18 protein-coding genes are annotated in these 25,183 nt (G+C 74.4%); all 18 read right to left on the reverse strand.

Annotation, left to right across the window (positions count from 1 at the left end):
* Positions 1–395: 395 nt before the first annotated feature.
* A complete protein-coding gene (gene ppdK / locus ACWGR4_RS18210; protein WP_452129191.1) occupies positions 396–3,086 on the reverse strand; it encodes a pyruvate, phosphate dikinase in 2,691 nt (896 codons plus the stop codon).
* Positions 3,087–3,496: 410 nt separating this feature from the next.
* Positions 3,497–4,675 carry a hypothetical protein gene (locus ACWGR4_RS18215; protein WP_452129190.1) on the reverse strand — a complete coding sequence of 393 codons (1,179 nt, stop codon included), beginning with the start codon at positions 4,673–4,675 and terminating at the stop codon, positions 3,497–3,499.
* Positions 4,676–4,805: 130 nt separating this feature from the next.
* Complete coding sequence (locus ACWGR4_RS18220; protein WP_452129189.1) at positions 4,806–6,743, reverse strand: hypothetical protein; 1,938 nt, start codon at positions 6,741–6,743, stop codon at positions 4,806–4,808.
* A complete protein-coding gene (locus ACWGR4_RS18225; RefSeq protein WP_452129188.1) occupies positions 6,740–8,689 on the reverse strand; it encodes a phage tail protein in 1,950 nt (649 codons plus the stop codon). The genes ACWGR4_RS18220 and ACWGR4_RS18225 overlap by 4 nt, the downstream gene beginning before the upstream one ends.
* The gene (locus ACWGR4_RS18230) at positions 8,686–9,585 is read right to left on the reverse strand and encodes a hypothetical protein (protein WP_452134214.1); all 900 of its coding nucleotides are present in this window, start codon (positions 9,583–9,585) and stop codon (positions 8,686–8,688) included. The genes ACWGR4_RS18225 and ACWGR4_RS18230 overlap by 4 nt, the downstream gene beginning before the upstream one ends.
* Positions 9,586–9,880: 295 nt before the next feature.
* Entirely contained in the window at positions 9,881–10,810 is a 930-nt protein-coding gene (locus ACWGR4_RS18235; protein WP_452129186.1) for a hypothetical protein, read from the reverse strand.
* Positions 10,807–13,020 (reverse strand): hypothetical protein, encoded by a 2,214-nt coding sequence (locus ACWGR4_RS18240; protein WP_452129185.1) that lies wholly within the window; start codon positions 13,018–13,020, stop codon positions 10,807–10,809. Before ACWGR4_RS18240 ends, ACWGR4_RS18235 begins: the two co-directional genes overlap by 4 nt.
* Before the next feature lie 3 nt (positions 13,021–13,023).
* Positions 13,024–17,271: a hypothetical protein gene (locus tag ACWGR4_RS18245; RefSeq protein ID WP_452129184.1), complete on the reverse strand. Its 4,248-nt coding sequence runs from the start codon at positions 17,269–17,271 to the stop codon at positions 13,024–13,026.
* A 406-nt stretch (positions 17,272–17,677) separates the two neighbouring features.
* Positions 17,678–18,130 (reverse strand): GPW/gp25 family protein, encoded by a 453-nt coding sequence (locus ACWGR4_RS18250; protein WP_380002608.1) that lies wholly within the window; start codon positions 18,128–18,130, stop codon positions 17,678–17,680.
* 2 nt (positions 18,131–18,132) lie between these two features.
* The gene (locus ACWGR4_RS18255) at positions 18,133–18,411 is read right to left on the reverse strand and encodes a PAAR domain-containing protein (protein WP_126638728.1); all 279 of its coding nucleotides are present in this window, start codon (positions 18,409–18,411) and stop codon (positions 18,133–18,135) included.
* Positions 18,412–18,500: 89 nt separating this feature from the next.
* The gene (locus ACWGR4_RS18260) at positions 18,501–19,154 is read right to left on the reverse strand and encodes a phage baseplate assembly protein V (RefSeq protein ID WP_380002609.1); all 654 of its coding nucleotides are present in this window, start codon (positions 19,152–19,154) and stop codon (positions 18,501–18,503) included.
* Between the two features lie 161 nt (positions 19,155–19,315).
* On the reverse strand, positions 19,316–20,551 hold the full coding sequence (locus tag ACWGR4_RS18265; protein ID WP_452129183.1) for a phage late control D family protein: 1,236 nt from the start codon (positions 20,549–20,551) through the stop codon (positions 19,316–19,318).
* Positions 20,548–21,246 carry a CIS tube protein gene (locus tag ACWGR4_RS18270; RefSeq protein ID WP_380002611.1) on the reverse strand — a complete coding sequence of 233 codons (699 nt, stop codon included), beginning with the start codon at positions 21,244–21,246 and terminating at the stop codon, positions 20,548–20,550. Before ACWGR4_RS18270 ends, ACWGR4_RS18265 begins: the two co-directional genes overlap by 4 nt.
* The gene (locus ACWGR4_RS18275; RefSeq protein ID WP_452129182.1) at positions 21,243–22,007 is read right to left on the reverse strand and encodes a hypothetical protein; all 765 of its coding nucleotides are present in this window, start codon (positions 22,005–22,007) and stop codon (positions 21,243–21,245) included. The genes ACWGR4_RS18270 and ACWGR4_RS18275 overlap by 4 nt, the downstream gene beginning before the upstream one ends.
* Positions 22,008–22,136: 129 nt before the next feature.
* Positions 22,137–22,361 (reverse strand): DUF6760 family protein, encoded by a 225-nt coding sequence (locus ACWGR4_RS18280; RefSeq protein ID WP_452134217.1) that lies wholly within the window; start codon positions 22,359–22,361, stop codon positions 22,137–22,139.
* On the reverse strand, positions 22,280–22,672 hold the full coding sequence (locus ACWGR4_RS18285; RefSeq protein WP_380002670.1) for a hypothetical protein: 393 nt from the start codon (positions 22,670–22,672) through the stop codon (positions 22,280–22,282). The genes ACWGR4_RS18280 and ACWGR4_RS18285 overlap by 82 nt, the downstream gene beginning before the upstream one ends.
* Before the next feature lie 2 nt (positions 22,673–22,674).
* Positions 22,675–23,112, reverse strand: coding sequence for a phage tail protein (locus tag ACWGR4_RS18290; RefSeq protein ID WP_078981626.1), 438 nt, complete (start codon positions 23,110–23,112; stop codon positions 22,675–22,677).
* A gap of 86 nt (positions 23,113–23,198) precedes the next feature.
* Positions 23,199–25,166 (reverse strand): phage tail sheath family protein, encoded by a 1,968-nt coding sequence (locus ACWGR4_RS18295; RefSeq protein WP_380002613.1) that lies wholly within the window; start codon positions 25,164–25,166, stop codon positions 23,199–23,201.
* Between the last annotated feature and the right edge of the window lie 17 nt (positions 25,167–25,183).

Raw genomic sequence — 25,183 nt, forward strand, 5'->3', positions numbered from 1 at the left:
TACCGATCTCGTCGAGCCGCAGCCTCCGCCGCCGCCCCGGGGAGCCGTGCGGTTGGTTGGCCCGGCTTCGACGCAGGCCACATTTCCGTATCGACAGCGGTGCGTGAAACCCCATTTACGGACAGTGGCGGCACGCTCTGTTTCGGCCTCGTTACCGAAAGTGGACAACGCTCTCGACGATCATGTGACCGGTCGACTACACCCGGTGAAACCCCGGAAAACAGCCGAGCGAGCCGAAAGTGAAGAACTCCCTCCTCGGCACACCCCCGGAGGCCCGCACATCCACATCACGCAGAACCCTCCGCCCACTCTCGGACATCACCTCATGGCCGATTCCGAAGGGTCACGCATTCCGATTCCGACGACGCGCGACCGGCGCGGCGTTCCGGCTCCGCTCAGCGCGTGTCCCCCGGGCCGCCGCCCACCACCGTCGCGCGGGCGGTTTCCAGGCGGGTGCTCGGTAGGCGGTAAGGGGAGCAGGAGACGTAGGTGATGGGGAGGCCGGCGAGGTAGTGGATCGACGTCGGGTCGCCCGCGTGTTCCCCGCAGACGCCGATGCGGAGGTCCGGCTCGGCGCGGCGGGCCTCGGTGACGGCGCTCTCGATCAGCCGGCCGACGCCGGCGCGGTCGAGGGTTTCGAACGGGGAGACGGACAGGATGCCGCGCTCCAGGTAGGCGGCCAGGAAGGAGGCTTCGGCGTCGTCGCGGGACAGGCCCCACGTGGTCTGGGTCAGGTCGTTGGTGCCGAACGAGAAGAAGTCCGCCTCACCCGCGAGTTCGGCCGCGGTGAGCGCGGCCCTGGGCAGTTCGATCATCGTGCCCACCGGACACCGCACCGCCATGCCCGCCTCCCGCCCGACCTCGGCGAGGACCCGTTCCACCTCCGCCCGGGCCGGGCGCAGTTCCTCGACGGTGGCCACCAGCGGGATCATGATCTCCGCTTTGGGGTCGCCGCCGGCCCGCAGCCGGGCCACCGTCGCCTCGGCGATCGCGCGCACCTGGGTGGCGATCAGGCCGGGGACGACCAGGGCCAGGCGCACCCCGCGCAGCCCCAGCATCGGGTTGCGCTCACGCAGGCGTTCACCCGCCTCGTACATCCGCGCCTCGCGCGCGTCCGGCTCCCGCCCCGCCGCGCGCTCACGGGCGAGGCGCACCGCCGATTCGGTGTGGTCGGGCAGGAACTCGTGCAGCGGCGGGTCGATCAGCCGGATGGTCACCGGCAGGCCGTCCATGGCCGCCAGGATGTCGGTGAAGTCGCGGCGCTGGAGCGGCAACAGGGCGTCCAGGGCCAGCCGGCGGTCGGCGTCGTCGCGGGCCAGGATCAGGTCCTCGACGAGCCGGCGCCGATCGCCCAGGAACATGTGTTCGGTACGGCACAGGCCGATCCCCCGGGCGCCGAAGCGCCGGGCCCGGGCCGCGTCATCGGCGGTGTCGGCGTTGGCGAGCACGTCCAGGCGGCGGGTCGCGTCGGCCGCGTCCAGGAAGCGGGCGACCGCCTCGACCACGCCGGGCGTACGCTCGCCGGTCTCCAGGTAGTGGGTCACGGGCGAGGCCACCAGCGGCAGTTCGCCGAGGTACACGGCACCGGCCGTGCCGTCGACCGAGATCGTGTCGCCTTCCGCGACCACGGTCCCGTCGGCCGCCGTGGCCCGCCGGCCCTCGATGTCGATGTCCAGGTCGGCCGCGCCGCACACGCAGACCTTGCCCATGCCGCGCGCGACCACCGCCGCGTGGCTGGTCTTGCCGCCCCGGCCGGTGACGACGGCCTCGGCGGCGATCATCCCGGGCAGGTCGTCCGGACTGGTCTCGGGCCGGACCAGCACCACCGGCTCCCCCGCCTCGGCCCGCCGAGTCGCCGCGGCCACGTCGAACACCGCCGCGCCGACCGCCGCCCCGGGCGAGGCCGGCACACCGTGCGCGAGCGGTTCGGTGTCGGCGTGCGCGTCGAAGCGCGGGAAGGTCAGCTGGTCGAGCTGCCCGCCGTCGACCCGCGCCAGCGCCTCCGGCCAGTCGATCACGCCCTCGTCCACCAGCGCGCAGGCGATCCGGAAGGCCGCCTCGGCGCTGCGTTTGCCCACCCGGGTCTGCAGGATCCACAACCTGCCCCGCTCGACGGTGAACTCCACGTCGCACAGGTCGCGATAGTGCGCCTCCAACAATCCCAGGCACCCGATCAGTCGTTCGTACGCGGCGGGATCGAGCCGTTCCAGGTCCTGGAGCGGATGCGCGTCCCGCACCCCGGAGACCACGTCCTCGCCCTGCGCGTCGGGCAGGTAGTCGCCGTACACGCCGGGGCGTCCGGTGCCGGGATCGCGGGTGAACGCGACGCCCGTGCCCGAGTCGGACCCCGAGTTGCCGAACACCATCGCCTGTACGGTCACCGCCGTCCCCAGGTCGTCGGGGATGTGCTCGCGCCGCCGGTAGACCCGGGCCCGCTCGCCGTTCCAGGACCGGAACACCGCGAGCACCGCCCGATCCAACTGCTCGCGCGGATCCTGCGGAAACTCCTCGCCGGTGTCCGCCGCGATCAGCGCCCGGAACTCCCGCACGATCGCCACCAGGTCGGACACACTCAACCCCAGGTCGTCGGCGACGCCCGACTCGGCCCGCCGCCGGCTCAGCACCCCCTCGAACCGCGCCGCGGCCACGCCGAGCACGGTGGTCCCGTACATCTGCACCAGTCGGCGATACGAGTCCCACGCGAAGCGCTCCCGGCCGCTCGTCTCGGCCAGACCGCGCACCGAGGCGTCGTTGAGGCCGACGTCGAGGATCGTGTCCATCATCCCGGGCATGGAGAACCGCGCCCCCGAGCGCACCGACACCAGCAGCGGATCGTCCGGCTGCCCCAGCCGCCGTCCGATCGACTTCTCCAGGTCGGCCAGGTGTTCGTCGATCTCCCGGTCCAGGCCGATCGGCGGCGCGCCGGTGCGCAGGAAGACCCGGCAGGCGTCGGTACTCACCGTGAACCCGGGCGGCACCGGCAGGCCGAGCCGGGTCATCTCGGCGAGGTTCGCGCCCTTGCCACCGAGCAGATCGGCCCGATCGCGGGAGCCTTCGGAGAAGTCGTACACGTATGCGCCGGCCATGGGCGTCCCCTTCCTGCGCGGCGGCCCGCGACGGGCGGGGCCGTACCGGGGCCGGAGGCGACGGCGCCGAGCGTGGTGGGACTCGGGACTCGGGACTCGAATCGGCGCGGCTCCACGCGCGGTCCGCCGCGAAGAGCCCGATCCGCCACGCCCGATCGGCGGCGCCGCCCGGGTCCGGGGGCTGCCCCGGACGCCGTCGTGGCGTCGACACCGGCCGTCTTTCACGATAGCGCCGGGTGGGCCCGGAGACCGGATGCGCGATCCGGTGCCGGCGGCTTCCGGGAGGCCCGGAGGGGATTCGGCGGACATACCTCGATCTCCAGTCGAGGTTCAGGGTCGGCTGCCTTCGGCTCGCCCGACTGCCTCGACTCCCCTCGACTCCGGCTTCAGGGTTCGGCGGCCGTCCGGGATCAGTCCTCGGTCAGCCGCAGCACCAGGTTGGCGCGGTCGATCGCGGTCAGCACCGGGCCGGGCGGGACGGCCGCCGCCTGGGCCCGCTCGATCAGCGTCGCCGCGTCGGTCCGGGCCAGTTCGGCCACCGTGCGCTCGCCCAGTACGTCGGCCAGGTGCGGGGTGTCCGCGACCGCGAGCAGGGCGCGCGCCGGCAGCGCCCGTACCGCCGCCGGGTCGTCGGCCGTCAGCACATCCTCGGCGCGGCTCTCGTCGAAGACCTGTGCCGCGGCCTGCCGGGTGACCTCGCCCCACCGCGTTCCCGCCAGGCTCTGGCCGGGTTGGCCGCAGTAGAAGCCGAACCCGCCGAACGAGGCGGCGAACCGGCGGTTGTACAGCGGGTCGACGGTGAGCCGACCGTCCGCCGCCGCGGTGAAGTCGGCCAGCACCACCCACGGGTCGGTGGGGCACGACGGGCACGGCCGGGTGCCGTTGTTGGTGATCCGGGACGAACAGCCGGTCGTCTCCTGGCGGGTGTCGTCGATCCCCGCGAGGTACGCCGGGGGCAGTGTGTCCAGCACACCGAGCACGAAGCCCTCCCGCACCCGGCTGTACTCGCAGGCGGTGTCCTCGCACCCGCACCCCGCCGCCGCCACGGGCGCGGTGAGGCATTCGTCGTACCGCACCGCCAGGTAGTACGTGCGCCCCGGTTCGCGGCGCCGGCGCACCGGCGCACACCACGGGTCGGTCGGCGGCGGGCAGCCCTCGGTGCCGCCGGGCAGCGCGTCGCGGACGTCCACCCGCACCGGATGCTCGATCACGATCTCGTCGCCGTACGGGCCCAGCACGTAGCCGGCCGAAACGTCGAGCAGCCACGGCAGCCGGCCGCCGTCGCCGAACGGCACCGTGCGTACGGTCGCCCCGCACACCACGCCCCATCCGTGCAGCAGCCGGTTGTGGCGGCGCATGCGCTCCAGCAGCCAGACCCCGGTCTGCGTCAGGTCCTCCGGGCCGACGAGTTGTCCGCCGAACCAGCGGGGGCGCAGCCGCCCGGTCGCGTGCCCCGCCAGGCAGTCCCCGCATCCGCAACCACCGGACCCGGACCCGCCGGTCCCGGCGCCGCCCCCGCCGCACCCACAACCGCACCCGCCCGGCCCGCCCGGCGCCACGGGCCGGATCGTTTGTTCGTACCCGGTCAACGTCCCTCAGCTCCTCGGAATGCGTATCGGTGTGCGTATGGGTGTGCGTATGGGTGTGCGAGTCGGTGCGCGTGCAGATTTACGTCGCGGCATACGCCTCGGTGGGCGTCTCGGTTCACCGCTGCCGCGCTCATCCCGGCGCCACCGTGAACGCGATGTGCAGGAACCCGCCGGGGTTCCCGTCGAACAACCGCTCGCCGACCGTCGACCGGGTGCCGAGCACGCCGACCGGCAGCGGCGGGAGCGGGTGCCGATCGCCGGACCAGATCGAGAAGAGCGTGTGGTTGTCCAGCGCGGTACCGAGGAAGTCCGCGTCCAGCGCCAGGGTCGGCGCGTCCGCGCCCAACGGCGGCACCGGGACGGTGTCCGAGGAGCGCACCTGAAGCAGGAACTCCCCGTCCGGCTCCGCCCCGGTCACCTCGAAGGCGTAGGTGATCGACTCGGCCGGCGCCGGCGACTCGCCCTCGGGCTGCGCGGCCACGCCGCCGCCCAATTCGAGCCGCCGGAAGCCGGCGATCCGGTCACCCTCGCGCACCGCCTGGAACAGCCGTACCCAGCCGCCGGGCTCGGCCAGGGCGGCATCGGTGAGCGCCCGGTCCACGGTGAGCTGGATCCGCGGCCTCCGCGTGAAGCGCGACGCTCCGGCCCGGTTCGGGCGTACGCCGCCCTCGGGCCACACCCGCAGCAGCCGGGGCGCGTGCTCCTCGTCCTGCAGGGTCGGCGGCGGGAACGGGGTGAACACGTGCATCTCGCCGCCCTGGGTGCCGTTGCCGGTGGGGAACGGCGGGACGGCGGTGAGCGGCGCCCGGTCGATCAGCGTGTTCAGGGTGGTGTCCCGGGGCGCGCCCGGGGTCAACGCCCACAGCGTGTTGCGATCGGCTGCGGTCAGCGCCGTGCCGACCAGGTCCGGGTCCAGGGCGAGTCCGTCCGGACCCTGCGCGCGCGGGGGCCCGCCGAGCGCCACCCGGCTGCCCACCACGAACACCGTCGAGGTGAGCAGCCCCTCGCTCTGCAGGCCGACGGTGTACGCCACGCCCTCGCCGCCGACGGGCACCGTGACGCGGGTGAACGCGCCGCCGGCCCGGGTCAGGGTCAGCCGCCGGGCGCCGAGGTGGTCCAGTTGCCACAGGCCCAGCCAGGTGTCGGGGGCGTCGAACGCGGCGTCCACGAGCGGCCGGTCGAAGGCGATCTCCAAGCGCTTCTCGGCGACGAACGCCCGCCAGGTGTCCGGGTTCGCCCCGGTGCCGACCTTGGGCCACAGCCCGGTGATCCGGGGCGGGGCGGTGGTGTCGGCGCAACACCTGTCCACCCGCGCGGCCAGGCACATCAGCAGATCGAACAGCACCCGGTTGGAGTACACGACCGGCCGTGCGGTGACCGCGTCCAGGTCCGGCGCGTGGGGCGGGTCGTAGGTCACCGTCGCCAGCGCCAGGCACTCCTCGACGCACCCGCAGTCGTGTTCGACGGTGTCGGCGATCTTCTCCCGACGGTCGAAGTGCTCGCCGGGCCGGGTCGGGAAGATCGCGGCGCACTGCGCGGCGGTCAGCCCGACCGGATCGGGTTCGCCGGCGGTGATCCGCAGGGAGAACCGTTCCAGGGTGAGCGAGGGCACACACTCCTCGCGCACCTCGCAGTCCACCACGGGCATGCGCGCGTACTCGGCCCCGCACTCGTGCCCGCACAACCGCAGTACCACCGTGCCGGTCTGGATCGAGTCGCCCTTCGGGTGTCCCGCGCAGTCCGTGGGCTGGTTCGGGTGCTCGATCCGTACCCGCTCGTCGACCACGATCAGCCGGCCGTGGCCGTCCACCGCGACGCCGGGGAAGACGGTCAGCGCGCCGTCGGTGCCCAGTTCGACGTCGAGCCCGCACAACACGCCCGGGCCGAGGCCGAGTCGGGCCAGGGTGGCCGCCGTCCGCCGGTGGTAGGACTGTTCGATGTACCAGTGGCGGACGTCCATCGACTTGCCGGGATAGAACCGGTTGCGCACCGGCGGCGCCGGGGCCGCGTCCTCGCCGCCGCAGCCGCATCCCGTGTCCGACGTGTGGTTTTGTCGGTCCTGGCTCACGTGTGCTCAACCCCTTGCAGACGGACGGGGGTCGCACCGCGACCGCCCGGTGTGGGAAGCGTTGTGTCGAGGCGGGTCTCGACCGGGCCGCCGACGTGTGCGGCGGGCGAGCCGGGCAGGCGTACGTCGGCGCCCGACCCGGGACCGGCGCCGGCGGTCCACGCGGGCGGCGGGCCCGCCACGACGGTGTCGATGCCGACCTGTCCCGGGATCACGCCCGGACGGGTGAGCCGCACCTGTGCGAACACGTGTGCCGGTCGCTCGCGCTCGACCACGCGCGCGATCTCGGGCAGTGCGTCGGCCCGCTCCGGCGGGACGTGCACGCACACCCGGTGTGCGTAGGTCGCATACAGCGGCAGGCCACGATCGTGTGCCGCGACGAGGTCGGCGCCGTCGAGGACGGCGGTGGTGTCCAGGGCGGGCGGGCCGGGATCGGCGACGCGGGTACCGGTGTCCCGGCCGAGGCCGCCGGTGCCCAGGCGCCAGACCTGTGCGCGCAGCAGCGGTTCGACGACCCGGACGGCGACCCCGGTCTCGCGTGCGACCGCCTCGATCAGACCGGTGGGGGTGCCGCGCCGGCCGTGCGCGGCGTACGCTCCGGCGACGTTCGCGCGGCGGGCCGCGTCGTCGGCGGCGGTGAGCGGTACCGCGTCGACCCAGCCGGCGAGCCGGTCCAGCCACGGGTCGTCGGGGCGGTCGGGGGCCACGCCGGGGTCGAGCGAGGCGGGCAGGTCGTCAAGGCCGCGCACCGACGCCGCGTGCGCGGAGCCGAACAGGCCGAGCAGTCGGCCGAGCGTGCCGGAGCCGTCGTCGTCGCCCGTGTAGGCGGCGGGCAGCGCGTCGAGGAGGCCGCGCCCCAGGCGTTCCACCCGGATGTCGTCCACGCGAGGGGTGCCGCGGCCGTCACCCAGCAGTTCGATCGTGATCCAGAGCCGGTCGCCGAGGTGGGCCGGGCCGGCGAGGACCCGTACATCCACACCGTCCAGCGGGCCGGCCCGCCAGCGTCCCCGGGCGGTCGGCACGGGTGCGTCGTCGGCGTCGGCGTGCATCGGGTCGGGCGGATCGGGGGTGCCGGCGGCGTCGGTCGCGAGCATCGTCCAGACCCGAACGTGGGTGCCCGCCGGCGCGGGTTCGGCGAGCACGACCCGCACCCGATCCCAGTGCTCGACCCCGACCGGCTCCCGCGGCGCGGGCACCACGGCGACGCCGCGCGCGCCGATCCGCCGGGGGCCGAGGCGGGCGATCCCACCGGGGCCGGCGACGAACACCCGCCCGCAACGATCCACCGCGATGCCGGCCAGGTCCGCTGCGGCCAACAGCACGATGTCGCCACCGCCGTCCGGAACGAACACCACCCCGGCGCCCGGCACCTGCCGCGCCCCGCCCACCACCAGCACCCCGTCGACCACCCGTACCGCCGCGAGCCCGCCGACCCGCTCGCGGGCGGCCCGCAGCGCAGGGTCCTCGGCCGGCGGCGGATCGGTCCACGGCGCGAGGTATTCACCGGTGTCGGCCCGGACGACCATGCCGGCGGGACGACATTCCGCTCGGTGCGAACCGTCGGGGGCGCGAAGGTCTTGCGCCGCGTCGTCCACCACCAACAGCCGTCCGCCGCCGAGCAGCCACAGACCGCGCGGTTCGCGGAGTGCGGCCGGGTCGCCCGTCGCGACGTCGAGGCAGCCGAGGACGCATACCGTGTGGTCGCAGCCGTCCACCTGCAGGACGCGGCCGTGGCCCGGGTCGGTGACCAGGACCGTGCCGTCGGCGAGTACGACCATGCCCAGCGGGCCGTTCGCCGGGTCCAGGTCGGCGACGGCCACCGGTTCGAGCGAGGCGGCGCCCGGGGCCAGCGTCAACCGCTCGCCGTCGGTGCGCACGCCGGCGAACCGCGCGCCGGGCCAGCGGCCGAGGGCGTTGACCCAGCGGTAGTCGCTCACGCCGCTCACGCCCCCTCCACCCCCATCCACGAGATGTGCCAGCCGAGTGCGCTTCGCACCAGGTCCGGCAGGGTGACATCGGCCAGCACCTGCGCCGGGTTCAGCGGCAGCGTCGTGGCGCCGCCGACGACCCCGCCGATCCGGCCGGCGGGCATCGGCACCATCACGGTCATCCGTCCCGGCTCCGGGGCGTCGACGTAGGGCGTACCGTCCAACACGCACGCCTGGCCGCCCGGCGCGCCGGCGGCGGTCAACTCCCGGTCGCCGTCGAGGCGGACCAGATACGCGGGGGTGTCGCCGAAGCCCGCCGCGCTCGTGTCCACCAGCGTGCGCAGCCCGATCACCACACCGGTGGCCGGATCCACGACCCGCGACCACACCGTGCCGAAGGCACCCGTGGAACCGGTGGCCACATACGGCGTCGGCAACACCGGCAGCACCCGCCGCCCGGCCGGATCGGGCGGCGCGGTCAGCGCGCACCCCCGCACCGACACCGTCGCGAGCAACACGTCCAGCCCGTCGCGCAGTTCGGCCGGCGTACACCAGGCCGCGGTCGGCCCGTCCGCCAACCGCACCGCGCCGACCGCCCCGCACTCGCCCGACCGGGTCCGTACCGCCGCCTCGTCGTCCTCGGTCCAGCGCAGCGTCAGGCAGAACACCACGGCACCACCGTCCGGCCCGGCGGCGACGGCCGGTACGTCGACCTCCACCCCCTCGGCCAGGATCAGGTCCCGCCCGAGCGCATCGAGCGCATACCCGGCACCGACCGCCACCCGCTTGCCGCCCCGAGCTCCGGTGACCTCGAGCCCGAGCGCCACCCCCCACCCGTGCAACACCCGGTTGTGCAACCACCGCCGCGAACGCTCCATCGCGACCACATCGTTCAACTCCGCCGCGGCAAGCACCTGCCGAGCAAAGAAGCGCGGCCGATGCGTAGGCGGCAACCCCGCCCCACTCGTCGTCGGGCCCGTCATACGAACTTCCCCCTCGATCCAAGACCCGAGCACCCGCCCGAGCACACACCCGGACGAACATCCGGAGGAACACCCGCCGATGCAGCCACCCGCACACGGCGCGGCAACCGGCACGGCGGCGTGCAACCCGCCCCACCCCGCGCGGCCGAGCGCACCCGCACCTGCCGAGCAAAGAAGCGCGGCCGATGCGTAGACGGCAACCCCGCCCCACTCGTCGTCGGGCCCGTCATACGAACTTCCCCCTCGATCGAGGATCCGGGCGGGTGCCCGGTCGGACGTCGGCCGGTGTGTCGGCTCGGCCGCGGAGGCCGGGCAGGTTCAGGGGTGGGCGGGTGCACGGTGGTGGGCATGGGTCGGTGCGGGGCTCGGGGCGCGCCGGGACCGGCTGGGCGGCCAATACCGCCATCCACCCGAACGCCATCGGCACCGCGGACACCTTCGGCTGCTCGGTCGGCGCGCCGTCGTCCGGAAGCACGTGCCGCACGGTGATCCGGAAACCCGCCGCGTCGACCGCCGAGACCTGCACGGTGGTGGCGCCCGCGGGGGCCGGCGGCGGCCCCTCGGCGGTGACGAACACCTCCGGTACACCCGCAAACGGGCGGGTGAAGTCGATCCGGGCCGACCACTGCATCCGCGACCCCTCGGCGGCCGTCCCGCCTCGCGCCATCCGGCCCGCGACCACCACCGCCGGGCCGGGTCCGTGCGCGTTGCGCCGCGCGCCGTCGCCGACGTCCAGCGTCCGCGTGTCGGGGTGGTACACCGCGAGCGGTACGTCCTCGGCGCCCGCCGGCACCCCGCTCGCCACCCAGCGCGTCCGGGCCCTCGGGCCACCGCATTCGGCCCGCAGTACCAGCGTCAGCGGCCCGGTCGCCTGCGCCGGCACGAACGGCACCTCGTCGGCCCCGAGCACCAGCAACTCGCCACAGCGGGTGTGCGCCACGCCCGGCTCCACGAGCACCCGCCCGTCGCCGAGGTTCCACACCTCCAGGCCCACGCCGACACCCCACGTGCGATGCGCGGCCCGGGTGTGCCGGGCCAGGCTCGACACCTCGTTGCCCGTGAGGTCGCGCAGATCGGCGGCGGCCAGTCGCACACCGGCCTCCTCGACCACCCGATCCGCGGACCCCGTCGCCGCCGCGCCGCCACCGACCCTCATCGACCCGCCTCCGCCCGTACCGCGTTCACCGTGTGCGGACCCGGCACGACCAGCGCGTTCGGCGGTACGCACAACCCGCCGCAACCGGGCGGCCCGCCGTCGGCGCGCAGCGCGAGCGCGCTCACGTGGTCCACCCCGGGGACCTCGTCGATCACCCGCATCACCTCGCTGCGATACACGTCCCGCCCGAACGGCCGGCCCGTACCGCGCGGGCCGCCGGTGACCGGGTGCAGGAACGTGTCCAGCGCGACCCGCACCGCTGCCGCGACCACCACCGGATCGGCGCCCGGGAGCAGGACGACCGTCGTCTCGGCGCGTACCTCGACGTAGCGCGGCCCGGTGACGAAGAACCGGGTGCCGGCCGTTCGCCGCCCGGCCAGGTGCCGGCGGACCGCGCGCAGCAGGCCGGGGGTCGGTTCGGGGCGCTCGCGCGGCAGCGCCGGCACCACCACGACGGTCACGCAGCCCGCCGCGACCAGGCCCGGCAGGCGCGGGTCGGTCTCGGCGAAGGCGCGGGCCCGGGCGATCCGGGTGCCGGGGGTGTCCAGGGCGCACCGCTCGACGCCCGGCAGGGTGACCGCGCGTTCCGGCACGGCCAGGCGCGGCACGGTCGCGCGGGGCAGATCGTCGAGCGATTGCGCGTCGGCCGCGGCGAGCGCGTCGAGCAGGCGTTCGTGGGCCCACAGTGCCCGTTCCGCGCGGGCCGCCGCTGCGGCGGTGTCCTCGGCGTCGGTGCCGCCCTCGGCCGGGCCGACGAGGGTGGCGGCCAGTGCGCCGGGGACGGGTGGTCCGCCCAGCAGGACCCGGGTGCGGGCGTCGTCGGCGACGGCCACGGGTGCGGGCGGGGCGAGTACGCCGCCTCGGGCCCCGGCGGTGCCCCGGTAGCCGGCGAGCACCGTACGGCCCGGCTCGGGCACGCGTCCCGCGCGGCCGTCGCCGAACGTCAACGTCCCGGTGCGGGCGTCGAACACGGCGGACAGGTCGGTCCGGCGGGCCGCGTCCAGATCCGGAACCAACCGCACCGCCTCCACACCGCCCGCCGGATCGGCCAACCACACCCGGGGCGCCTCGGCCGTCGCACCGCCGGGCAGCGCGAAGACCTGCTCCGGCGCGCCGTCCCCGACCCCCACCGCGACGAGTTCGACCACGAGCCGCCCGGGCACCGTCGCGGTCGGCGCGATCCAGCGCAGCACCCGCACGGTCGGCGCGCCCGGGTCGCCGGTATGCACCGTGCGTACCGTCCGCGCGTTGTCCACGGTGATCGTCAGCGCGGTACGGGCCCCCTCCACCGGAGCCCCCGCCCCGCCGACCACCACCCCCGGCGCGACGTCGTAGGCACCGACCGCCGTACTCGCCTGCGTCGCCTCGACCGCGTCCGCGACCACCCGGCGCAACCGCGGCGCCGCGTCGTGCCGGCCCCGCGCAAGGCGGCAGCGCAACCAGGCCCGGGCACCGGCCACGCCCAGCGGCTCGACGGGCAACCCACCGGGCCCGATCCGCAATCGCACGGCGGCGGATCGGGTCAGCGCGCGGGTGTGGTCGTCGACCTCGGCCGGCGCCACCCAGGCACCGCCCGAGCGCACCTCCCAGACGGTTCGCGCGCTGTGATGCGGCTCGGTGTCGAGGTCGTCGGTGCCGTCGGCATCCACCCACAGGGTCAGCGCGGTGCCCGCGGGCAGCGCCCGGTCCAGGCCGAGCAGCAGTGCGGAGCCGACGTGCGGGTCCGGGCCGAGGGCGTCCACGGTGGTGCCGGCGAGGAGGGTGGGGGTGTGATCGGTCCAATTGGACTCATCGGCGGTGTCCGTCGCGGTGCCGGCCGCCGCCACCGTGGCGCCGGTCAGCGGCAGTGCCGCCACGGTCTCCAGGCCGAGCGGCGCGTCCGCCCCGTGTGCGACGAAGCCGAGCCCGGCGGGCAGTTCGGCCGGGGCGCCGGGTCCGGGGCGGATCGCCAACACGACCCGTGCGGCGCTCGGCGCGGTCGGTCGTACACCGAGCAGCGCGAGCAGCTTGCGGCGATGCCGGTCGGTCACCCGGGAGACCCGGTAGACGTCGGTGTCCACCAGCCACGCCAGCATCTCGATCACCGCGATGCCGGGATCCGAGTGGTTGTGGTCGGTCCAGCGCGGGCTCTCCAGCGGCAACAACGCCCGCGCCTCGGCGACGAGGTCGGGCCACCGCCTGGTGTCCGGATTCGGCGGAAACAGGGGCATGGTTCAGTACTCCCTTCCGGGACCCGCGGACCACCCGGCCGTCCCGGCCATCCCGGCTGCCCCGGCTGCCCCGGCTGCCCCGGCTGCCCCGGCCAACCGCACCGCGAGCGGACCCGCGCACACCACCGCGTCCGGGTCGACCGGAACCACGTCCCCGGCCGGCACACCGCCCACGGTCAGCTCCAACGAGGTCACCACGTCCACCCCCGGTACCGCCTCCAGCCGCCGGGCCAGATCGGACAGATACACCCCGCGCCCGAACGGCCACCCGGTCCCGCCCGGCCCGCCGTCCAGCGGATGCAGGAACAGCGCCAGGTCGGCGAGCACCGCACCCCGCACCGGCCCCGCGTCGCCGGCCCGCATCGGCCGCACCGTCGCGGCCACACCGACCGGGAAATAGCGCGCCCCCTCGACCACCAGGCGCGCCGCCGCCGGCATCCGCGCTCCCACCGCGTCCCGGACCCGCCGCAACAACTCCCCGGTCGGCGCGGGCCGTTGCGTACCGTCGCGCGGCACCACCACGAGCCGGACCACGCCCGGAAGCACCCGCCCGTGTCGATCCCGGGCACCGAGCGCGCGGGCCGCCGCGATCGCCGGTACCGTCTCCCGGGCCAGCGCGGCCACGTCCCCCTCGGTCAGCGCGAGCCGCCGATGTCGCAGCAGCGCCGGCCCACGACGCAGCACGTCGGGAAAACGCTCCGCGTCCGTACCGCCGCTCGCGCCACGGGGGTTGCTCACTCCGCCGACCGCGACGGCGCTGATCGCCTGGGTGATCGCCCCGGCCGGTACGTTCCCGATCGCGCCGCCCCCGGAGCGGTAGCTGCGCAGCCGCACGTTGTCCGCGCCCACCGGCGGCACCCGGCCGTGGCCGTCGCCGCCGAACAGCAGGCGCCCGGTGGCGTGGTCGCACACGTACACCCGGTCGGCCGGGCCGGCCAGGCCGAGCGAGGGCAGTTCGTCCCAGCGCACCCACACCTCGGTGGTCCGGCCGGTGCGCGGGTCGCCGACCAGGCGCAGCGCGCCCGCCGCCCGCTCCCCCAACTCCCGTTGCAGCAGCGGGAGATCGACCGCCGCCCGGTCGCCGTCGAGTTCGCGTACCTCGACCACGGCGCCGTCCAGGACCGGGATCCGCAGGGCCTGGAAGACCTGTCCGGCGCTGCCGTCGGCCGAGCCGAGCAGTTCGTCGGTGACCGTCTGCACCTGCCGCACCCGAGCACCGCCCGGGACCAGTGCGGTCAGCGCCGCCTGCGGCGGGTCGGCCTCCGCCGGGAAGCGGGCCCGGATCCAGGTGCGCGGGGTGCCGAATCGGGCCGGCGGCGCGTCGCGGAGTTCGCCGCCGGCGAAGGCGCGGGTGAGCCGGTCGCGCACGGTCAGCGTCTCGCCGTCGGTGGCGGCCACCGTCACCGGCTCGCCGCCGCGCAGGTCGGTGAGCAACAGCCGGTCGCCGGGCGCGAATCGGGCCGCGGCGCCGCGCCCGAGCAGGGTCACCGTGTGGTCGGCGGCGCCCGCGACGGGGGCGCCGGGCGCGCCGGAGGTGCCGGGCCACAGCAGGCCGATCACGCCGGTGCGGGTCAGCCCCTCCGTACCGTCGTCGCCGGCCAGCGTCACCCACGCGGTGCCGTCGTACCCCTCCCAGGTGGGCCGCACCGGTACCGCGTCGGGGTCCTCGTCGGCGGGCTCAACGTAGAGCCCGAGGCGGTCGGCGGGCAATTCGCCGTCGAAGCCGAGGTACAGGCTCGGAGCGGTCTCGGCCATCGGTCGAAACGGCGTGGCGCCGGGTCCGGGGAAGGCGAGACGGGTGGTCAGGTCGGCGAGCGTGTGGTCGTCGAGCGCGAGCGTGTGGGCCGGATCGTCCGGTCCGGCGAGATGGCGGTAGAACACCTCGAACCGGTCCAGGATCGGCGGGCGCGGCTCCACCACGGGCAGGAAGTTGAGCACGCCGGACTTGTCGGTCCAGCTCACCTGTCGCAGGAACGAGAAACTGCCGCGTTCCAACCTCGCGCGCAGCCAACGGCGTTCGTCGCCGGTGACGCTCGCGCTCGCCCAGTCCCGGGGGACGGTGAAGTGCAGCGCCCCGGAGCGTTGCAGGGCGAGTACGGCGGGGGCGCCGGCGGCGGCGATCGGTCGCCAGCGGGTGCCGTCGAAGTATTCCCAGGTCACCTCGGGGGCGGTGAGCTGATTGGGGGTCTGCGCGCCGGCGACGGCCTTGAGCAGGTCCTCGGGGGCCAGGTTCTCCAGGTCGGTGGCGATCGTCCGGGCTCTTTGCACCTGGGTGTCGACGGCCGCCTTGGCCGCGCCGATCCGCGCGGTCACGTCGCCGACGAACGCGACGGGGTCGGCGGCGAGGAAGGACGGCAGCGACGTGTCCGCGAGGTAGGGCGTGGGGGTGGCCAGCACGGTGGCGAGTACGCCGGCCAACGGCCCGTGAGCGGCGACCACTTGGGCATCGCTGCCGCCGGCCAGGGCCTGGGCGAGCGCGGCCCGGGGGGCGGCCAACGCACTGGCCCCGGCGGACAGTTGCGCCGCCACGTCGGCGGTGGCCAGGAGCAGCGCGGCACTTGCGCGCGGCGCGCCGCCGAGGGCGGTCAGCGCGGCGGCGAGGTCGGGGCCGGGGTCGGCCGCGGTCTGCGCGGCCTTGACGTGGTCGCGGGCGCTGCCGACACCCGCGAACAGGCCGGGTTCGGTCTGCGCGGCGGTGCCGAGCGCGGTGAGCGCGTCGCGGATGTGCGTCTTGACCCCGGTGTACCAGCCGACCGGGTCCTCGCCGGACAGCGGCGAGACGACGGCGCGACCGAGGTCGCCGGTGACGGCGGTGAGCGCGGCCAGTTTCGTCGCCACGGCGCGGATGTCGGCGACGGTCTTGTCCCGGAACTCCTTGGCGTTCTGGACCCCGCCGGTCAGTTCGCCGGTGCGCTGGTCGGCCTCCTCCGCCGCGGTGCGCGGTCGGCCCACCACCACGGTCACCCGGGCGCCGGGTTTGCCGAAGGCCGCGTCGCACGCGACGTGGAACGCGCTGCCGCGTACCGGGGCCGGGCCCAGCGGGGTGAACGCCCGGGTGAGATCGACGGCTTGCGCGTCGGCGACCGCCTTGTCCGGGGCCAGCCCGGCGCGCAGGGTCAGGTCCAGGTGCAGCGGCGTGTCCAGGGCGAGCGGCGCGGTGAGGTCGTCGGGGTCGTCGAGCGGGAAGTAGTCGACGCCCGGTTTCGGGGCGGCGGTGCCGGCGGTGAAGGTGTCGGCGGCGGTCGGCGGCACGGTGACGCCGAACCGTACGGTGTGGCCCGCGTGGCCACCCGCCACGGCGAGCGGCTTGTCGGGCTGCCCGGCCACGTCCTCCTTGACGCCGGCGGTGGTGTCCGCGACATGCAGCGTCACGGTCGCCGGCGCGGTCGTCCCGTACGGCGCGCGCACGGTGACGGTGGTTCCGGCGCCCGTCGCGGGACGCGCGAACAGCGCGATCCGGGCATGCGTGCTCTCCGCGGCGAGCCGAATATGCGCGAACTCGGGTACCACAAAACCGGGTTGCGCCGAAAGCGCGGAGTCGAGCCGGGCCCGGATCCAGTAGCCGTCGATCCCGTCGACCGTCGTGGTCACGGCTGTCGCGCAGGGGGCGACCAGCCGCACCGTGCCCGAGCGGGTCAGTCCGGCCGTGCCGTCGCGGGAGGCGTCGTCGCCATCGCCCCAGGGCGCGAACGGCCGCCAGTCGGCGCCGTCCCACCAGGCCCAGCCGACCCGCAGCGCGGTCGAGGCGGGGCGGGTGAGGGCGATCGCCACCTCGACGACGGCCCGCCCCGCGAACGCGAGCAGCGTGTCGTGCGCCAGGTACAACTCCCTTACCGCGGGCCGCAGTCCGGTGAACAGCGTGACCGGGCGGCGGGCCAGGACGTCGGCGGAGTGGTCGGCGGCGGCGTCCGCGCCCGGATCCACGCTCCACACCTCGACCAGCGGCGCGCCGGCCAGGGCCACCGTCTCCTGGGTCTCGAAGACCAGCGGCGCGTCCTGTCCGGGCACGGTGGCGCCGAGCCGCGAGCCGGCGGTGACCCGGGCGTCGGGCACACCCGGCAGCGGTTGCAGCAACACGGTCGTGTCGGCACCCTGAGCGGGCAGTAGCGACACGCCCACCATGTCCAGGAGCGCGGCGAGTTGCCGATCGGGCAACGTGGTCAGCCGCTCCTCGAGCGCGGCCAACAACGCCCCGAAGCCATGCGCAACCCCGATCGAAGCCCCACCCGGCGTCGGATGCCAATCAGGCACCCACCCGTTCCGCACGGCCAACAAAGCCGCCACCACCTCACCCCGCCCACGCACCCCGCTCACGAGCCCACCCCTTCACCCGCACCCACCACACACCGCCCGGACACCGCGCCCACGCCCCCACCCGACCGCGACCGCAGCCCACTCACTCGACCCGGGACCGCCCCACGCGCACGCCCGCCGCCACACCCGCGCACGCACCCACCTGCAGCACCCCCGGTCGGGCCCCTCACGAGGCCGCGCCCTCGCACACACCCGCCCCCGCGCACCACCCCGACACCGCACCCGCACCCGACCGCGACACGCCCCCTCGACGCCCCCACCCGGCCGCTCCCTCGCCCTCGCCCGCAGACCACCCCGCCACCGCCTCGCCCACGCCCAAGCGCCGCACGCCCCCTCGATGCCCTCACCTGGTTGCTCCCTCGTGCAGGTAGAACGGGTAGACCAGGTTGTAAAAGGTGTTCGTGGCGCGGATCCGGTAGTCGATGCTCACGTTCAGCCGGCCCGCCGCCCGGTCGGCCACCGACACCTCGACGCCGAGCACGTCGATCCGCGGTTCCCAGGCGATCAGGCCCTGTTCCACCCGCAGCCGCACCACGGCGGCGGTGGCCGCGGTGACCGGTTCGAACAGCAGGTCCTCCAGGCCCGCGCCGAAGTCGGGGCGCATCACCCGCTCGCCGCGCCTGGTGCCCAGGATCAGCAGCACCGACTGGCGGACCTTCTCCGGCCCGGACGCCTGCGCCGCCTCGCCGAGCGGATCCAGGTGCGCGGGCGCTGCCCAGCCCCGACCCAGCACGGCGGCGTCGTCGGGGGTGCGCTGCGCGGGATCCGGATTCAGCGGCGCGTTCGGCTCGGCCACCGTCAACCTCCGATCAGCACGGTCGGCGCGCCGGCCACCACGGGCGCACCGCAGCCGGCGAGATCGCCCTGCCGCAGCGCGCCGCGACCGCCGACGAGCACCGTCGCCGAGCCCTTGGTGAACGGCGACGGCGGGTGCGCGGCCGGCGGCGGGAACGCGCACGCGTGCATGTCGCCCTGGACGGCGGCGGGCAGGCCACCGATCAGCACGGTGGCCACGCCGGGTCCCGCGACCATGCCGGGATGTCCGGTGGGGTCGGTGACACGCGCTGCAGCAGGCACGGCTGCCTCCTCGGGTGTGGTGGGATCGCATGGGGTGGCCGGGGGTGCGTTCGGATGCGACGTCGTGGGCGCGGACCCGGCCCGGCGGGTCAGTTGATCTTCACGAGCGCGCCCTGGATGCTGCACGTGGCGGCGGCCTGGATGTCCGCCCGAGTCGCGTTCGCCGTCAGGCCGTTGCCGGCCTTGACGCTCACATCCAGGCCGGTCACCTCCACCGAGCGGGTACCGGTGATGGTCACCGCGCCGGACGCGCTCAGCGAGATCTCCGCCGCGCCGCCGGCCACCGACAGGGTGATCCCGTCCGCGGCGATCTCGATCGAGTGGCCCAGGGTGTGGCTCAGGGTGAGCTTCTGCACCAGGTCGTCGATGGCGATTTCGTGGCCCACGGGAGTACGGATCACCCGCTTGGTGATCGAGTCGGTGGGCAGCGCCGCGGGCGGGCGCGAGGTCATCGTCCAGAGCCCGCCGAGCACGTACGGCTCGCGCACGTCGCCGTTGCGGAACGCGACCAGGACCTCGTCGTTCGGCTGCGGCATGAACCACACGCCCGACCCGTTTCCCGCCACCGTCGCGCACACCCGTGCCCACGGCTCGACGCCCGGCAACCACGCGTACCGGATCTGCACGCGCCCGGCCCCCGTCAGGTCGAGGTTGTCCACCACGGTCGCGGGTGCGACGCCGGTCACCCGGGGGCTGTCCGACTCGTGGATGTCGTCGAGGGCGTCGAAGAGCGGTTCGAACATGCCGGTCCTCCCGGGAAGTCGAGCGGTCGGAACATCGGTCCGGTCCGCGCACACGGCGCGGGTGGTGGTCATCGGTGGCGGATTCGGTCGGCGCTTCGGTCGGTGGTCGACAGTCGGCGTTGGGCATTTGGCGTTCGGCGGCAACAACTCACTTAGGCCACCTACGAATTGGGCGCCGGCAGCGACAACAGCCCGCCCTGCACCCGCACCGCACCCTGTGCGGCCGGCGGGATTCCCCCGAACCAGATCTCCTTGCGCAGGTCGAAGGACGTGCGGTAGCCGCCGCCGTCGAGGGTGTGCTGGGCCGAGACCACCCGCCACAGGCCGCCGAACGTCTCCCCCACACCCTCGATCCGCAACACCCGCCCCGCCGTGATCCGGGGATCGCCTACACACGAACCGCTCGCGGTGGTACGCCGGTTCAGCCGAGGCAGCAGCTTGGACACGATCAGTCGCGGCGCGGTCGCGATGGTCACCGGTTCGTCCACGAGCAGCACCTCGCGCGCGGGGCCGCCCTGACCTTCCGGCCCCTGGAACCCGGGCGCCACCTCGATGGTCAGCGCCCGGCGGTCCCAGTCGTAGCCGACCGCGATGGTCAGTTCGAGGCCGATCTCCGACCGCCAGACCCGCACCGAGACCCGCCCCACCTGGCCGACGGTGCTGATCCGGGGGTTGAACTCGATCAGCGAACTCCCGTACCGCAGCGTCACGTCCGGCGACAGATACGCGGCCGGCGACATCAGCCGCAGCACAAAACCCGACGGTTCGCTGTCGTGCTCGACGATCAGCTCCCACGCGTTCTCCGCGGCGATCTTGCGCAGGAAGTCGAGCGTGGTCTCCGAGTGTTGCCGCCGCACCACCCGCTGCCGCATGCTCGGGTCCTCGACCGAGGCCACCACGTCGACCACACCCAGGGCGGCGGACAGGAACGCGCCCAGCGGGTCGAGCAGCGGAATCATCCCGTGTTCGACCGCGAGCAGCGGCGCGACCACCGGGTCCGGCAGCGGCAGTACGCCGAGCTTGGGCACCGGCACCCCGAACCAGCGCGCGGGCGAGGCGGCGGCGAGCCGGGTCCGGCGATCCTGCGCGATCACCCGCAACATCGGCATACCGTCGGCGGGGAACGTCGCCTCGCTGCCCACCACTTCGCCGGTGAACAACCGGCGGGGCTCGTCCGGCGCGTAGCCCAGGGCGATGCTCACCTCGGTGTCGAGCCCGAACAGCGGATCGTCCAGCCAACGCAGCGCCTCGTTGGCGAGCGAGACCTCCAAGCGGTCCGCGTCGCCCATGCCCGTCTGGCAGGTGACCCCGGTGACCGAGCCACGCACCGCGGCCGGCGCGGGTCGCCCGGCGAACCGCAACCGCATCTCCGGTGCGTAGTGCGGGAACACGGTCATGCCGGCACCTCCGGCGGCGGCGCGTCGAAGACCTCGTCGGTACCACGATCCCGGTACGGCAGGCGCGGGATGTGCAGCGTGTCGCCGACGGCCAACACCCGCGGGTCGTCCAGCCCGTTGTGCAGCGCGATCGGCCGCCACGCGGTGGCGGACCCGTACTCGCGCCAGGCGATCGACTGCAACGTCTCGCCGGCCACGACGGTATGCGCCTTGGTGTAGTCGGAGGTCTGCCGCTTGACCTCCTTCGCCTCCATGTCCACGTTGCGGAACTCGCTGAACGTGACGCTCAGTCGGGCCCGCACCGGGGTGCCGTCCGGCTTGAACATCACGAACTTCTGTGCAACCCGGGTCAGTACGCAGGTGAAGGTCAGACTCGACCAGGCGAACACCAGCGGCGGCGGCGCGTGCAGCGTGGGGTCGATGTCCATCAGGTCGACGACGCGGCGCACCAGGACCCGCACGTCGCTGCCCGCGCCCGCCTGGTCGTTCGCCTCCAGGGAGTCGAGGAACAACTCCATCTCCAGGGTCTGCGCGTTGCCGTGCACGAACTGCACGATCGGCGCGGACAGTCCGGGGACCGGGAGTTGGGCGTAGGTGGTCTCCCGGTTGACCGTGTAGTCCTCCGGGTTGAACAACACGCGGGTGAGCTTGCCGGTGACGGAATTGGTGATCGTCGCGCGTTCCATCACGGTCATCGGCTCCACCCCCGACGCTCCTGGCGGGCGAGCACCCGACGGTCGATCTCCCGCACCACGCCGTCCACCAGACGCGGCAGATCCGCCGAGGTGAGCGCGGAGACGGCCGGGGCGGCGCGGGGCGGCTGCGCGGTCCGGTCCCGCGCGATCGGATCGGCGGGATATCCGGGCACGGCGGCGTCGGGGGCGGGTCGGGCAGCGGCGGCAAACGTCAACGCGGTCGGGGGCCGCGCAAAAGACGCTGCCCCGGGCGGGCCGGGCCGAGCACCGCGCGACGTCGCGGTCGGCCGTCCGCCCGGCTCCTCGATCCGCCGACCGTGCCCGGCACCCCGCTCGTACAACTCCCGTGTCACCCGCGCCCGTTCGACCACCGCACAGCCGGCCGCGGCGGACCCGGTACGCAACACCGGTACCGGCAGCCCGCCGACCGCCCCGAGCCCGGCCGCCGCACCCGCGTCGACCCGCTCGACCCGCGTGAGGGCCACCATCGGCGGCAGGCTCACCCGAACGTCGAGCCGCACATGCGCACACCGCCGAATATCCGCGACCCGCCCGGAAATCGCCCGCAGCCTCGGAGGCTTCGGCGCGCGCGGCGCCACCCGCAGCACGAACGCGGCCCCGGACACCCGCCCCTCGACCCGCGTCGCCCGGCCCCGCCCGGCGCCCGGCTCGACCCGGGCCCGAACGGCGGCGAGCATCGAGGAGGCGGCGGCCCGAACCGGCCACCCCGCCGACGGCGGACGTGCTCCCGTGACGATCACGGTCGAACTCCCTTCCCGATACCCACGCTCATGACCGGTGCTCCCCTTCGCGCCCGACGCCCGTAGTGCTCGGACGCACATCCACGCCCGCCGCGCCGGCTTGGACTCGGCACTCTCACATCCGCGACGTCAGCCGCCGCCCGCCGCCTCGTTGAGGCGCTGGTTGATCGCCGACACCCGCTCCACCCACCGGCGGCGCTCGGCGTGGTCGAGGTCCATCAGTTCGGCGTGCGACCAGTGCAGGTGGTAGGCGACGAAGGCGATCTCCTCCCTCAGCCGATCGACCGGATATCCGCGGATCCCCCCAGGCGCTCGTGGCCCGGACGGACCTCCTCGCCGCAGTTCGGGCAGGATCCCTCGGCCGCCGTGTCCGGCTCGTCCACGCTGTTGATCCGGTTGTACAGGCTCTGGAGGTGGGCCAGATCGGCGGCGAACAGCGTCTCGATGGTGCGCGGGGTGACCGTCTCGACCGCGCCCACCCGGGTGACCACCCGGCTGAGCAGGATCACCGACAGATAGGCCGGATTGCGCTGCACGCGCGGGTCGGCGAGCGGCAGGATCTCGTCGGCGGCGGTGGCCAGCCGCATCGTCCCGTCGCGGTGCAACGTGCCGTCGTCGCCGAGGAGTCCGACCGGGAGGGTGAAGTCGTGTTCGATCCGCAACATGGTCACTGCACCCGCTCCAGGCCCTCGTGGACCAGTTCCAGGGTCTCGATCGCGATGTCGTTGGATTCGGCGGTGAGCGGCGGGGCGGTGTACTTGGTGGGCCAGGCGCGGACGAAGTTCCAGCGCGAGGTGACCACGCCGCGCCGGTCCAGGAGCAGCACCGCGCCGTTCTTGCGGACGATGTCGCCCTCGACGATCTGCCGGTGCCAGTCGTACAGTTCGGTGTCGGTGGTCATGCCCCACTTGAGCATGATGTTGGCGAATTTGGCCTGGCCGGGGAACTTGTACGGGGTGATGTTCCAGCCGCCCTCGCGGTGTTCCATCACGTCCACCGTCGCGTCGAGGCCGCTCACCTCGTGGAAGCCGACGCGGATGATCCCGTCGAGTTCGACCTTGAAGTTGAAATTGACAAAGGGATCCTGGATATCGCCCGTGCTCACGGCGCCCTCCGCTGCCTGTCGTTGCCGTTGCCCTGTCGTACCGGTCGGTGTCGTACCGGTCGGTGTCGCGCCGCCGTGCGCGCCCGCTACTGCTCGCTGACCTCCGCGCCGCCGTCCCAGATGCCGATCCGGACCACGATGAACTCGGCCGGGTAGACCGGCTGTACGCCGATCTCGATGTAGAGCAGCCCGAGTTTGCGGGTGCTCGGCGGATTGAGCGCCTCGTCGATGCGGACGAAGAAGGCGTCCTTGGCCTTGGCGCCGAACAGTGCGCCGTCGCGCCAGACCCGGGTGAGGAATTCGGTGAGGGTGTGCTTGAGCTTGCCCCACAGTTCGAGGTCGTTCGGCTCGAACACCGCACCGCGCAGCCCGAGTTGGATCGACTCCTCCAGGTAGAGGAACAACCGTCGTACGTTGACGTACTGCCAGTTGCGATCGCCCGTGGTGGTGCGCGCGCCCCACACCACCGGCGAGCCGCGTCCGGGCAGGATGCGCAGCGCGTTGACCCCGTCGGGGTTGAGCAGGCCCTGATCGGCGTCGCTGAGGCGCCGCTCCAGGCCGAGCGCGCCCGCGATGCCGACGTTGGCCGGGGCCTTGTGTACGCCTCGGGTCGCGTCGGTGTGCGCGTAGATCCCGGCCACGTGGCCGGACGGCGGTTGCAGGACCACCGCCTGCTTGGCGGGGTCGCGGAGTTGGATCCACGGGTAGTAGAGCGCCGCGAATCCCTTGTCCAACGCGCCGGTGAGGTCGGCGCGTTGAGCCTTGACCGTGACCACGTCGACGCCGGGCAGGCTGTCCAGGATCGCGAAGCGGTCGTACAACGACTCGCAGTGCTCGACGATCGCCCGCTGTGCGCCGGTGTCGGTGCAGCCCGGCGCGAGTACGAGGCTGATCTCGTCGATCGGGCGGAGCAGGTTCAGGTGCTGGGGCATCTTGTTCGCCACGTCGGCCCAGGAGGTGGCGGGCACGTCGGCGGCGGCGCCCGCGAGGGCGTACGTTCCGGCCTTGGGGCGCGGATCGCCCGCCGGGATCGGCGCGTCGGCCGCGATCACGATCCGCAGGTAGTCGCTCGCCACCGTCGGCCCACCCCACCAGCGCGGATGCGACGGGGTGGTGGACAGGCCCGGATAGCCGACGGCCCGGCCGTTGCGGTCGGTGACGGTGAGGTCGAACTCGGCGGTGGCCACCCGCGTCGGCGCGGTGAGTTTGTACGCCTTGGCGAGCGGCTTGCGCAGCGTGATCGTGTCGTTGGAGACCGCCGCGACGATGCCCCACTCGGTATTGGTGCCGTCGGAGATCCGCACGGACGAGCCGACCGGGACCAGTGGGCGCAGCGCGATCACGGCGGGCACGGTCAGCCGCAACACGGTGTCCCCGGCGGCGAGATCGTCGCCGGTCACGGTGCCGCCGGCGAAGTCGACGGTGCCCGACAGGCCGCTCGCCAGCACGACCGTGTCCGGCGCCTGGACCGACTTCACCCGCAACGTCTGCCGGTCGGTGCCCTTGGCCACCACCACCCGATCGCCCACCGCCAGGCCGTCGACCGCGTTCACGGTGAGCACCCTCCGGGTGGCGTCGACGGCGGTGATGCTCGCGCCGCCCCGGACCACGGGCAGGTCGGTACCGGCGCCGGCCGCGGTCAACGCGGCGGCCAGCGCGCTGGAGTCGGCGATCTTCACCGAGCCGCCCTCGCCGTCCGGGCCGTCGAGGCGGGCCACCGCCCGGGCTACGGCCGGCGCCCCGGCGGCCCTCCCCGGCAGGTCGACCCCGGCCGGTGTCGCGGTGCCCACGCGCAGCACGAAGCACTGGGTGCCGCCGTTGCGGAAGAAGCCGTCCACGGCGAGCGGCAGGTAGTAGGGCACATCGCCACCGTCGACGGGCGGGCCGAACAGCGCGGTGAACGCGTCCGGGCTGGTCACGAGGGTGGGTTCGGCGATCGGCCCCTGCGCGGTGATCCCGATGAACGCCGCGATGCTGGTCGACACGCCCTGGATGGGCGCGGCGGGCTCGGTCTCTTCGATGTAGACGCCGGGGTACGAGACCTGCACGGCCATGGCGGACGTCCTCTCAG

Source organism: Embleya sp. NPDC055664 (genome assembly GCF_053618075.1).